The following is a 12,426-nucleotide window of genomic DNA, read 5'->3' as shown; positions in this document are numbered from 1 at the left end:
AAGCCACTTCCTTACGAAGAGACACGAAGAGAGGCGACGGCATGACGGCACACCCGACCGCGCGCAGCGCCGCCGGCCCTGACACACCTCCGCAGCCACCCCGGGACGAGGTGTTCCAGGTCGAGGAGCACGGCATCGACCCGATCCCCGAGTCCGAGCGGCACGGCGGGGCCCGGGACCTGTTCTGGCTCTGGTTCGGCTCGAACCTGACGTTCACCTACGTCATCAACGGCGCGCTGGCCGTCTCCTTCGGCCTGTCCTTCTGGGAGGCGGTCCTCGCGGTCGTCCTGGGCGGCCTGACGTTCTTCGCCATCAGCGCCGCGGGCATGAGCGGCGTACGGACGGGCACGGCGACACTGGTGATCTCCCGCGCCGCGTTCGGCGTGCGCGGCAACTGGCCCGCGGGCCTGCTGAACTGGATAGTCAGCATCGGCTACACCATCGTGAACACGGTCGTCGGCGTCCTCGCCCTCCAGGCGATCTGCGCCGAACTCGGCTGGCACGGCACCGCCGCCCGCGCCGCGAGCCTCGCCGCCACCCTGGCCCTCACGTTCGCCGTCGCCCTGTGGGGCCACGCCACCGTACAGTGGGCCGAGCGCTGGATGGCGTACGCGCTGACGATCGGGTTCGCCGCGATGCTGCTGTTCCTGCTGCCGGGCACGGACACCGGCGCCGCGCCCGCGCCGGGCGGCGCCGCGGCCTGGTCCCTCGCGTTCGTCGTGGTGCTCGCCGGGCCGATCAGCTACGTGCCGATGCCCGCCGACTACACCCGCTACCTCCCGGCGACCACCACGATGCGCGCGCTCACCTGGAACGGGGCGCTCGGCGGCCTCATCTCCTCCGTGGCCCTCGGGATCGCGGGCGCGGCCGCCGCGACACAGGCCGACCTCACGGACGCGGTGGCCGGGACGCAGGGACTCCTGCCGGCCTGGTTCCAGCCGCTGTTCCTCGCCCTGGTGCTCGGCGGCTCGGTCACCAACTCGATCATCACGCTGTACTCGTCGAGCCTCAACCTCCAGGTCCTCGGCATCCCTTGGAGCCGCGCGAAGGCGATCCTGATCAGCGCGGCGGTGACGGCCGCCGGTTCGCTCGCCGCGCTCTTCCTGGTCGACTTCACGGAGTCGCTGCTCTCGTTCCTGTCGCTGCTCGTCATCGTGTTCGCGCCGTGGGGCGGCGTCTTCCTCACCGACATGGTGCTGCGCCGCTGCCGCTACGACGCCGAGTCCCTGCACACCGGGCGCGCGGGCCGCTACTGGTACCGCGCCGGGTACAGCCCCGCCGGCCTCACCGCCCTGCTCACCGGCATGGTCTTCGCGGCGCTCACCTGCGACAGCGCCCTGTGGCGCGGCCCGCTCGTGGCCCCGCTCGGCGGCATGGACCTCAGCGCGCTCGGCGCCGTCGTCGCGGGCGTCGTGTACGCGGCGCTGGCCCGCGGCAGCGTCCGCCCGCACCCCGCGTAACACCCCCGTCCCCCGAAACACCCTCGTACGAGAAAGAGCCCCACCCCATGGCACCCGCACCCCAGCACCACTCCCCCGCCGAGCTCGTCCTGCGCCGCGCCCGCGTCCACACCGTCGACCCCGAACTGCCCGAGGCCGAGGCGCTCGCCGTGCGCGACGGGCGGATCGTGTGGCTCGGCGCCGACGCGGACGCCGACCACTGGACGGGCCCGGACACCAGGGTCATCGACGCGGGCGGGCGGCTCGTACTGCCGGGGTTCATCGACGCCCACAACCACGTCCGGCTCGGCTCGGACGACGCCTGCGTCCAACTCGCGGGCGCCACAAGCCTGTCGGAGATCCACGCCCGCATCGCCGCGTGGCGCGAGCGCAACCCGGACGCCGCCTGGATCGAGGCCGAGGCCTTCGACTACTCGGCACTTCCGGACGGCCGGATGCCCACGGCCGCCGACCTCGACCCGGCCACCGGCGACACCCCGGCCATGGTCCTGAGCTACGACGTGCACACGGCCTGGCTCAACACGGCGGCCCTGGACCGGCTCGGTGTCCGCGCCGACCGCACGGAACTCCCCTTCGGTATCGCGCAGACGGGCCCGACGACAGGCGAACCCACCGGTTTCGTACGGGACTTCGCGGTGCGCGGCCTGTCCCGCGACGGCCACCGGGCGCTGCGCGAGATCGGTGTGCCGTGGGCGTCCCCCGAGCGGCAGTACGGGCGGCTCGCGAAGTCCCTCGACGACGCGATCCGGTTCGGGATCACCACCGTGGTGGAGCCGCAGAACTCCCTTGACGACCTGGCCCTGTTCGAGCGCGCGAGGACCGAGGGGCGGCTGCGCTCGCGGCTCGTCGCCGCCCTGTTCCACCCGCGCGGCACCTCGGACGCGGACCTCGACGACTTCGAGGCCGCCACGCGCGCGTACCGCGACGAGCACATGCGGCTCGGCCCGCTCAAGCTCTACATCGACGACGTCGTGGAGCCGCGCACGGCCGCGCTCCTCGAACCGTACTCGACCGGCTGCGCGGGCCACCGGGGCGAGACGTTCTACCCGGCCGAGGAGTTCGCCGACCTGCTGACGAAGCTGGACGCGCGCGGCTTCCAGTGCTTCGTGCACGCCACCGGCGACCGGGGCATCCGCACGGTCCTGGACGCCGTCGAACAGGCCCGCGCCGTCAACGGCCCGCGCGACGCCCGCCACCAGGTCGTGCACGTCGAGTGCCTGGACCCGGCGGACGCGCCGCGCTTCGCCGAACTCGGCGTCGTGGCCTGCATGCAGCCGCGGCACTGCGCCCCGGAGATCGCGGGCCCCGGGCAGGACTGGGCGGCGAACGTCGGCGCGGACCGCTGGCACAAGGCCTGGCCGATGCGCACCCTCCACACGGCAGACGCCACCCTCGCGTTCTCCAGCGACTGGAACGTCGCGGAGATGGACCCCATGATCGGCATCTACACGGCCATCACACGCAAGCCCCTGACCGGCGGCCCGGCCTGGATGCCCGAGGAGACGGTCGACGTGACCACGGCCGTGCACGCGTACACGATGGGCTCGGCCTACGCCAACTTCCTCGAGAACGAACGGGGTTCACTGTCGGTGGGCAAGCTCGCGGACTTCTCCGTACTCTCCCGCGACATCCTCGCCGCCGCCCCGGAGGACATTCCCGGAACCGTCGCGGAGATCGTCGTGGTGGGCGGGGACGTCGTCCACGAGGCCCGGGCCTGAGACACCATCAGTCGTTCCCGCGGAACCGCCACCCATGATCGACCGGCCCGATCCCGGCCCCCAGCGCGAACCCCGCCGCGATCGCCCCGGTGACGTACTCCTTCGCCCGGCGTACCGCCTCCGGCACCTCGTGGCCCTGTGCGAGGCCGGACGCGATCGCCGAGGCGAGGGTGCAGCCGGTGCCGTGGGTGTGGGCGTTGTTGTGGCGCGGCGAGCGCAGCCAGTGCTCGTCCGTGCCGTCGGTGAGGAGGTCGACGGCCTCGCCGGGCAGGTGGCCGCCCTTGATGAGCGCCCAGCGGGGACCGTAGGCGAGCAGGCGCTCGGCGGCGCGCCGCATGTCGGCCTCCGCGGTGGCGGCCTCGACCGCGACGCCGGTGATCTCGGCGACCTCGTCGAGGTTCGGTGTCACCACCGTCGCCACCGGCAGCAAGCGGTCCCGTACGGCGTCGATGGCGTCGTCCGCGAGCAGCCGGTCGCCGTGCTTGGAGACGCTGACGGGGTCGACGACGACGGGGGCCGGCGCGTCGGCCAGCAGCTCGGCGACCGTGACCACCATGTCCGGGTCGGCGAGCATTCCGGTCTTGAGGGCCTGCACGCCGATGTCGTCGACGACGCTGCGGTACTGGGCGCGCACGGCCTCCAGCGGAAGGCTCCAAGCGCCTTGTACACCAAGGGAGTTCTGGGCCGTCACGGCGGTGAGGACGCTCATGCCGTGCGTGCCGAGGGCCAGCATGGTCTTGAGGTCGGCCTGGATCCCGGCGCCTCCGCCGGAGTCGGATCCGGCGATGGTCAGCACGCGGGGCGGCGTCTCGGTCATGCGGAGGCATCCTCTCGGGTACGGGGGTGGGGACTGCTCCACCAGGCATTGGCGTAGGTACAGGCGGCCGCGCGGGGATCCTCCGCCGCGCAGATTCCCGACACGACCGCGCCTCCCGCCGCCCCCGCGGCCCGCAGGTGCGGCATGTCGTCGGGAGTGACACCACCGATGGCCACAGCGGGCAACGCGCTCAGTGCGCCCAGCGCGGCGAACCCGTCGCGGCCGAGTGCCTCGGGTGCGTCGGCCTTCGTGCGGGTGGTGTGCAGCGCGCCGATGCCGACGTGGTCGACGCGTGCCGTCGATGTCGCAGCGGCGTGCAGCTCGGAGGCCGTGGCCGCGCTCAGGCCCAATACCGCGTCGTCCCCGATGAGTTGACGTACGGAGGTCGCGGGCAGGTCCGACTGGCCGACGTGGACGCCGGTGACGCGTGCGCCGTGCGCCCGCGCGGCCAGGAACACGTCGACCCGGTCGTTGACGATCAGCGCGACATGGTCGGGGAGGATCTCGGCCACGTCCAGGACGGTCCGCAGGAACTCCCGGCCGCTCGCGTGCTTCTCGCGGATCTGTACGGCTGTGACACCTCCGGCCACGGCCCGCGCGACGGTCTCGGCCACGGTGCGTCCGCGGGCCGCGCACTGGTCCGTGTCGGTGACCAGGTACACCGACAGGTCGACACCCGCGTGCACGGGTCGCGCACGAGCCGTCATGACACCTCCGCCCGCTTCTCCACGTCCTCCGGGGTGAGCGCGGCGAGCGCGTCCAGGAAGGCGACGGCGAAGCTGCCGGGACCGGCCGCCGCCCGCGCCGCGGACTCGGCGGCGACGGTGTACGCGGTGGCGGCCGCCACGGTCGTCGCGAACCGGTCCTCGTCCACCGCGGCGAACGCGGCCATCACCGCGCCCAGCGCGCAGCCACCGCCGGTCACCCGGGTCAACAGCGCGTCCCCGTTGGCGATCCGGGCGGTGCGCGTGCCGTCGGTGACGTAGTCCACGGGACCGGACACCGCGACCACGCTGCCCGCCGTGCGCGCGAGTTCCGCTGCCGCGCCCTCGGCGTCGTCGACACCGTGGGAGGAGTCCACGCCCCGGCCGCCGCCGCCCGCGCCCGCGAGCGCGATGATCTCGGAGGCGTTGCCGCGGATCACGGTCGGCCGCAGCGCGAGCAGCTCGGCGGCGAGCGCCGTGCGTACGGGCAGCGCGCCGATGGCCACCGGGTCAAGGACCCACGGCGTGCCCGCGTCGGCCGCGGCCCGCGCCGCCTCGGGCATCGCGGCACGCTGTTCCGCGCGCGGGGTGCCGAGGTTGACCAGCACGCCCGAGGCCACGCGGGCGAAGGGCCCGGCCTCGTCCGGGATGTCGACCATGGCGGGCGCGGCGCCCAACGCGAGCAGGACGTTGGCGGTGAACCCGGTGACCACCGCGTTGGTCAGGCACTGCACCAACGGTGACTCGCTCTGTACGCGCCCGAGCGCCTGCGCCGCGAAGGCGACGAGGTCGGGTCCTGCGGTGGACGTCGTGGGCATGAGGTCGCTCCAAGTGGACGAGGTGCGTGGTTCGTACGTACGGGAAGGGACAGGTCAGCCGCGGCGCCGCAGCCGCAGCGGCGCGTACACCGCGGCGGCCACCAGGAACGCCACGTAGTACGACACGTCCGCGCCGTGCAGGGCCTCCGCCACCGGCCCCACGTACAGGCTGGTGTCCATGAACGGGACCGCCGCGGCGAAGGCCGCCGCGAACGCCAGCAGGGCGGGCCAGGCGGGCTGCCGTCGCTCGCGCTCGACGGCGAGGTCGAGCGGCGCGCCGGCGCGCGCCGTGGCCCGTGCGCGCCAGTCGACGAGGACGATCGCGACGAAGCCGGGGATCCAGTACCCGACGAACAGCAGCACATTCTGGAACCGCGCGGTGGTGTCCGCGGCGTGCATCCAGAGCACCAGCGGGAACCCGAGGACGGCGGCGAGGGCGGCGGCCACCGGGCGCGGGATGCGCACGCCGATGGTCTGCAGGGCGAGTGAGCCGCTGTAGTCGTTCATGGCGTTGCTGCACAGCGCGGCCAGCGCCACGGCGAGCAGCCCGAAGCCGCCGAGCACTCCCCCGCCGAGGATCTCGTCGACGCCCGCCGCTGTCTGGTCGGTCAGTACGGAGGCGCCCCACAGGCCGAGCGCCTGGACGGCCACGAAGGACACCAGCAGGCCGAGCAGCGTGTACCAGAACATGCGGGTACGGGAGGTGGCGGCGGGCAGGTAGCGGCTGAAGTCGCTGGCGTACGGCGCCCAGGACAGGCTGAGGCTGAGCGCGATGGTGCTGGTCAGGACGAACGCGCCGACGCGGTCGGCCCCGTGCACGGAGGCGTGGGCGGCCGGGTGCACGCCGTCGAGCATCCGCCAGGCGATGAGCGCGAAGGCGGCGCCGAGCACGAAGGTCATGACGATCTGGAGCCGGTGGATGGCCTCGTAGCCGAACACACCGAGCAGTCCCTGGGCGGCCAGCATGACCAGGACGCCTGCCCAGAACGGCCAGCCGAGCAGCCGGGCCAGCGTGTCACCGCCGAACAGGCCGATCAGTGCGTCCCACGCGATGGAGGACAGCCACTGCAGCACGCCGGGCAGCGCGACGCCGCGCCCGAACGCGAGCCCCGCCAGCGGGAGTTGGCCCGCGCCGGTCCTGCTCCCCCATGTCCCCAGGTACGCGGTCGGCACCGCGCCGATCAGGGTGCCGAGCACGACGGCGGCGAGCGCGGTGGCGAAGTCGAGGCCGAGGGCGATACCGACGGTGCCGGTGAAGACGCCGGTCATCGTCAGGTTCGGGGCGAACCAGACGGTGAACAGGCGTCCGGCGCCGCCGTAGCGGTTGGCCTCGGGGACCGGCTCGATGCCGTGCCCCTCGATGCCGAGGTCGCCGGGGGCCGCGGGCATCCGCCCGTCGAAGGCGCCGCTCTCGCGGTCGACGGGCAGGCCACTGGAAACATGCGTCACAGGCATGAGACATCCCTCCGCCAGTACGAACTGGTTCAGGTTCGACGGGTGTGTTCTCAGCCCTCTGGTCGGGGCACCCCGTGTCCGGTTACGGCCGCCAGCGTAACGCGGTGGCGCGCGATGTCGCACGGGTGGGTTCCGGTTCCGCCGCGTTCCCCTACCTCGCACGGCGCGAGGTCCGCAATGAGGACCGCTGCGGCCGCTGGCCGACTTCTGTCGGTTTGGCGACACCGCGACGCCCGCCCACCGCCTGACACAGGGGTCGACGCCCGCGGGGACGCTTCGGGGAAACCGGCCGAGATCCGTCGGTCACCGGGCAAACACCGACCGGACTTGATCATCGTATCGAGCTAATGTCGCCGACTTTCCTTGGTCGGGCGGGCGAGACGGCCCTTACGGTGATTCTGGTTCTGGACGCATTCCCGCCGAATTGTTCACTTTTCCTTCTTCTGTCCCGTAGCAACGGGCATGCGCGCTTTCGCCCGACCAAGGAGAGCTCATCCGATGACCGTTGACTCGACCACCCCGGACACCGCGTCGGTGCCGCCGCAGCAGACCAGCCTGGGCACGGCGGCCGCCCGCAATCTCGCCACCACCACCAAGTCCGCCCCGCAGATGCAGGAGATCACCTCGCGGTGGCTGCTGCGGATGCTGCCGTGGGTGGAGACCAAGGGTGGCGTCTACCGGGTCAACCGCCGCCTGACGTACACCGTCGGCGACGGCACCATCGAGTTCATCCAGGACGGCGGCGACGTCCGCGTGATCCCCCGCGAACTCGGCGAACTGGCCCTGCTGCGGGGCTTCGACGACGTCGAGGTGCTGACCGCCCTCGCCGACCGGTGCGAGCAGCGCGACTTCCGGGCCGGCGAGACGCTGGTGGAGCGCGGGGCACCGGCGGACAAGCTCCATCTGATCGCCCACGGCCGCATCAACCAGTTCTCCGAGGGAGAGTACGGCGACGAGGTCGCGCTCGACGTCCTCGCCGACGGCGACCGCTTCGGCGACAACGCGCTCCTCGACGAGGACGCCCGCTGGGAGCAGACCGTGGTCGCCGAGACCTCGGGCACCCTGCTCACCCTCTCGCGCGCCGACTTCGCGTCCGTGCTGTCCTCGGCGCCGCCCCTGCGGGAGCACATCGAGGAGTTCAAGTCGCTCGCGGGCCGGGGCCAGAACCACCGCGGCGAGGCGGAGATCCCGATGTCGGCGGGGCACGTCGGCGAGCACGAACTGCCGGGCGCCTTCGTCGACTACGAGGCGAAACCGCGCGAGTACGAGCTGTCAGCCGCCCAGACGATCCTGCGGGTCCACACCCGGGTCGCCGATCTCTACAACGAGCCGATGAACCAGACGAAGGAGCAACTGCGGCTCACCGTCGAGGCGTTGCGCGAGCGTCAGGAGCACGAGCTCGTCAACAACCGGGAGTTCGGCCTGCTCCACAACGCCGACTTCAAGCAGCGCCTCCAGCCGCACTCGGGACCGCCCACTCCGGACGACCTGGACGAGCTGCTGTGCCGCCGCCGCGGCTCGAAGTTCTTCCTGGCGCACCCGCGCACGATCGCGGCGATGGGGCGCGAGTTCAACGCGCGCGGCCTGTACCCCGACCACGTCGACCTCGGCGGCCAGCAGGTCCCGGCCTGGCGCGGGGTGCCGATCCTGCCCTGCAACAAGATCCCGGTCACCAAGGAACGCACCAGCTCGATCCTCTGCATGCGTACCGGCGAGGACAACCAGGGTGTCATCGGCCTGCACCAGACCGGCCTGCCGGACGAGTACGAGCCGGGGCTCTCGGTGCGGTTCATGGGCGTCGACGAGCAGGCCATCACCAAGTACCTCGTCAGCACCTACTACTCCGCCGCGATCCTCGTGCCGGACGCGGTCGGCGTGCTGGAGAACGTGCAGATCGGCCGCTGGCCCAGCAGGTAGCGGGCCAGGACCGCAGCCGCCCACCCCGCCGAGGAGCCCTCAAGGAGACATGGATGCCCCCGCCCGAGCCGACACCTCCTCAGTCGAGCCTGCCGGAAGCGGTCTCCCGCTTCGGGGCGCAGGTCCTGGCCGACGCCGCGGCCCGCGCCCGTGACATCGGCGCCGTCACGGGCGGCCCGCCGCGCGTGCCCTCGCAGGCCGTCGAGGCCCCGGCGGTCGAGGCTCCGACCGTCGAGGTGCCGGAGCCCCAAGTACCGGCTTGCGAAGGGAACTTGGAGCGGCTGCTGCGCGGGCCCAGCGGCCTCGGAACGGCGGGCCTGCGGCTGACTCCGCGCGAGGAGCCGCCGACACACCAACCGCCGCCGGCGGCAGGTACCGCCGAGAAGGGTCGGCCCGTCCCCGGCCTGTACCACCACCCGGCGCCCGAGCCCGATCCCGTACGGGTCGCGGAGGTCAGCCGCAGGATCAAGGCCTGGGCGCTCGACGAGGTCGACCTGTACCCCGACGACTGGGAGGAGGAGTTCGACGGATTCTCCGTGGGCAGCTACATGGTCGGCTGCCACCCCGACGCACCCAGCGTCGACCACGTCATGATCGCCACCCGCCTGATGATGGCGGAGAACGCGCTGGACGACTGCTACTGCGAGGACCACGGGGGCTCGCCGGTCGGCCTCGGCTCCCGCCTCCTGCTGGCACACACCACCCTCGACCCGCTGTACACGACGCAGGAGTACCAGCCGCAGTGGGCGCGGTCGCTGCACGCGGACGCGCCCCGGCGCGCCTACCGCTCGGCCATGGAGTACTTCGTCCGGGCGAGCAGCCCCTCCCAGGCCGACCGGTACCGGCACGACATGGCCCGCCTGCACATGGGCTATCTCGCCGAGGCGGCCTGGTCCGAGCACGACCATGTACCGGAGGTGTGGGAGTACCTGGCGATGCGCCAGTTCAACAACTTCCGCCCCTGCCCGACCATCACCGACACCGTCGGCGGCTACGAACTGCCGGCGGACCTGCACGCCCTGCCGGACATGCAGAAGGTCATCGCGCTCGCCGGCAACGCGACGACCATCGTCAACGACCTGTACTCGTACACGAAGGAACTCGACGCCCCCGGACGGCACTTGAACCTGCCGGTCGTGATCGCCGAGCGCGAGGACCTGTCCGACAAGGAGGCCTACCTCAAGTCGGTCGAGGTCCACAACGAACTCATGCACGCCTTCGAGACAGAGGCCGCGGCCCTGGCCGCCGCCTGCCCGCTCCCGAACGTCCAGCGCTTCCTGCGGGGCGTCGCGGCGTGGGTCGACGGCAACCACCAATGGCACCAGAACAACACCTACCGCTACAGCCTGCCCGACTTCTGGTAAGAGATAGGACTCATCAGTGACCAGCACCGAACTCACCGCCACGGCCCACAGCACCGCCACCCCGTACATCCCCGAGCCGGCCACGCCCTACCAGGGTGACATCGCCCGCTACTGGGACGGTGAGGCCCGGCCGGTCAATCTGCGGCTCGGCGATGTCGACGGTCTGTACCACCACCACTACGGCATCGGTGAGGTCGACCATGCCGCGCTCGGCGACCCGGCGGGCGACGCGAGCGAGCAGAAGCTGATCGCCGAGCTGCACCGCCTCGAGTCCGCGCAGGCCGCGTACCTGCTCGGGCACCTCGGTGACATCGGCCGCGACGACACCCTGGTCGACGCCGGCTGCGGCCGCGGTGGCTCGATGGTGATGGCGCACCAGCGCTTCGGGAGCAAGGTCGAGGGGGTCACGCTCTCGGCCAAGCAGGCCGACTTCGCCAACGGCCGGGCCGAGGAACTCGGCATCCAGGACCACGTCAGGGCCCGTGTCTGCAACATGCTGGACACCCCGTTCGAGACCGGGCAGATCTCGGCGTCGTGGAACAACGAGTCGACCATGTACGTCGACCTGCACGACCTGTTCGCCGAGCACTCCCGCATCCTGGAGGTCGGCGGCCGCTACGTCACCATCACGGGCTGCTGGAACCCGCGCTACGGCCAGCCCTCGAAGTGGGTGTCGCAGATCAACGCGCACTTCGAGTGCAACATCCACTCGCGCCGCGAGTACCTGCGCGCGATGGCCGACAACCGCCTCGTCCCGCAGACCGTCATCGACCTGACCCCCGACACCCTCCCCTACTGGGAGCTGCGCGCCACGTCGTCGCTGGTCACCGGCATCGAGGACGCGTTCATCAACTCGTACAGGGACGGCTCGTTCCAGTACCTGCTGATCGCGGCAGACCGCGTCTGATCCCCGGCTGAACCTGGGAGGCGGGACCGTTCCCGAACGGTCCCGCCTCCTGCTGTGTCTACGGCGTTCGCGCCTGTGCCATGATCCGTCGACGGCGACCGGCCCTGGGGAGGGACCGGCCGCCACGGAAACCGCACGGCACAAGGGGAGTTCAGAGTTGAATTCGGGTGGGGATCACGGCGGTTCGTCGCTGTCGGACGAGGAGTGGGAGCGCTTCCTCCAGGAGTCCGAGGACGGCGTACGGGACGCGCCCAAGGAACCGTCGGCACGCGCCCGCATGGTGACGCGCCGCCTGCGCGAGGAGGACGCCCGGGCCGAGCCGTGGCGCGCACACCGGCCGCCCCGGCCGCGAAGACGGAAGGGCTGGTACGCGCTCGGCGTGGTGGCGGCGGTGGCGGTGGCGGTCGTGGCGCTCAATCCGGGGCGGGTGACGGGGTGGTTCACCGGCGGCTCCGACGCCGATGCGACGCCACTGGTCGGGGAGAGCGTGCGGCCGACGGCGCCGCCCCCGGGCGAGTCGGCCGCACGCCCCACGCTGGACGAGCCGTTCAGGGGTTCCCCCGCCGCCCACTGGGCCGACGGGACGGCCGGAATCGACGTACCCCCGGCCCGGGCCACGGGCTGGATGACCAGGACACAGGTCGCCGAGACACTGAACCGCTCCCGCGACTTCCTGGTCGCCTCGAGCCTGGACCGGGCGGTGTTGCGCGGCGAGCGCCCCACCAAGGCCATCGCCCTCATCAACCCCCACCAGCCGAAGGAAGCCACCTTCCTGGACAGGTCGCTGACCTCGCCGAGCGAGAAGTACAACCCCCTCGTCCTGTTCAGCCGCTTCGACCCGTCGAAGGCGGAACTGGTCGGCGACGTGGTCAAGACGCGCGGCCGCATCACGTACGCCGAGGGCGACAAGGGAGCGCTGAAGGTCACTACGGACATCACGTACGTGTACCCGGTGGCGAGCCCGGACGACGAGCGTGTCACGCGGGTCATCGTCCGCCGCGAAGTGGTGATGAACTGGCCCGACCCGTCGAAGATCATCACCGAGCCCGGCACCTTCTCGGTCGTCTCGAACCGCGTGGACACCACCAACGCCGGCTGCGAGACCTACAACGGCTACCTGACCCCGTCCTTCACCACCGACCGCGACTCCGCCGACGGGCCCGCGGTGGACCCGTACGACCGGAGCACGGCGATGGACGAGCGAATGGGCGGCGCCGGGGACGAGAGGTGCGGGACCGCGACGCGGTCGTGAGCAGCGGCGGCACG

General features: G+C 72.0%; 10 protein-coding genes and 1 riboswitch. Of the genes, 6 read left to right on the top strand and 4 right to left on the bottom strand.

The features are described 5' to 3' along the window. Positions 1-41 precede the first annotated feature (41 nt). Both ACZ7L4_RS01475 and ACZ7L4_RS01470 read left to right on the top strand, forming a co-directional pair. A complete protein-coding gene (locus tag ACZ7L4_RS01475; protein ID WP_472098711.1) occupies positions 42-1,460 on the top strand; it encodes a purine-cytosine permease family protein in 1,419 nt (472 codons plus the stop codon). 47 nt (positions 1,461-1,507) lie between these two features. Further along, positions 1,508-3,178 (top strand): amidohydrolase, encoded by a 1,671-nt coding sequence (locus ACZ7L4_RS01470; protein WP_472098710.1) that lies wholly within the window; start codon positions 1,508-1,510, stop codon positions 3,176-3,178. A gap of 7 nt (positions 3,179-3,185) precedes the next feature. Here ACZ7L4_RS01470 and thiD read toward each other — a convergent pair whose 3' ends face one another. The 4 genes from thiD to ACZ7L4_RS01450 all read right to left on the bottom strand — a co-directional run bounded on the left by thiD (position 3,186) and on the right by ACZ7L4_RS01450 (position 6,972). Then, positions 3,186-3,995, bottom strand: a complete 810-nt coding sequence (gene thiD, locus ACZ7L4_RS01465) for a bifunctional hydroxymethylpyrimidine kinase/phosphomethylpyrimidine kinase (RefSeq protein WP_472098708.1) — start codon at positions 3,993-3,995, stop codon at positions 3,186-3,188. Next, positions 3,992-4,702, bottom strand: a complete 711-nt coding sequence (thiE, locus tag ACZ7L4_RS01460; RefSeq protein WP_472098707.1) for a thiamine phosphate synthase — start codon at positions 4,700-4,702, stop codon at positions 3,992-3,994. Before thiE ends, thiD begins: the two co-directional genes overlap by 4 nt. Further along, the gene (gene thiM / locus ACZ7L4_RS01455; protein ID WP_472098705.1) at positions 4,699-5,517 is read right to left on the bottom strand and encodes a hydroxyethylthiazole kinase; all 819 of its coding nucleotides are present in this window, start codon (positions 5,515-5,517) and stop codon (positions 4,699-4,701) included. The genes thiE and thiM overlap by 4 nt, the downstream gene beginning before the upstream one ends. Before the next feature lie 54 nt (positions 5,518-5,571). Next, positions 5,572-6,972: a purine-cytosine permease family protein gene (locus ACZ7L4_RS01450; protein ID WP_472098703.1), complete on the bottom strand. Its 1,401-nt coding sequence runs from the start codon at positions 6,970-6,972 to the stop codon at positions 5,572-5,574. Further along, a riboswitch (TPP riboswitch) is annotated at positions 6,962-7,057 on the bottom strand. Its footprint overlaps the gene before it by 11 nt. A gap of 413 nt (positions 7,058-7,470) precedes the next feature. Here ACZ7L4_RS01450 and ACZ7L4_RS01445 point away from each other — a divergent pair. The 4 genes from ACZ7L4_RS01445 (at position 7,471) to ACZ7L4_RS01430 (ending at position 12,412) form a co-directional block, all read left to right on the top strand. Beyond that, a complete protein-coding gene (locus ACZ7L4_RS01445) occupies positions 7,471-8,889 on the top strand; it encodes a family 2B encapsulin nanocompartment shell protein (protein WP_472098702.1) in 1,419 nt (472 codons plus the stop codon). A gap of 53 nt (positions 8,890-8,942) precedes the next feature. Beyond that, complete coding sequence (locus tag ACZ7L4_RS01440) at positions 8,943-10,253, top strand: family 2 encapsulin nanocompartment cargo protein terpene cyclase (RefSeq protein WP_472098700.1); 1,311 nt, start codon at positions 8,943-8,945, stop codon at positions 10,251-10,253. Between the two features lie 16 nt (positions 10,254-10,269). After that, complete coding sequence (locus ACZ7L4_RS01435) at positions 10,270-11,160, top strand: geranyl diphosphate 2-C-methyltransferase (RefSeq protein WP_472098698.1); 891 nt, start codon at positions 10,270-10,272, stop codon at positions 11,158-11,160. A 157-nt stretch (positions 11,161-11,317) separates the two neighbouring features. Next, positions 11,318-12,412, top strand: coding sequence for a hypothetical protein (locus ACZ7L4_RS01430; RefSeq protein WP_472098697.1), 1,095 nt, complete (start codon positions 11,318-11,320; stop codon positions 12,410-12,412). Positions 12,413-12,426: the final 14 nt, after the last annotated feature.

The organism is Streptomyces sp. NPDC107575 (assembly GCF_055657265.1).
Note: the sequence above shows the minus strand (reverse complement) of the source record. Positions and strands in the feature narration are given on the sequence as shown.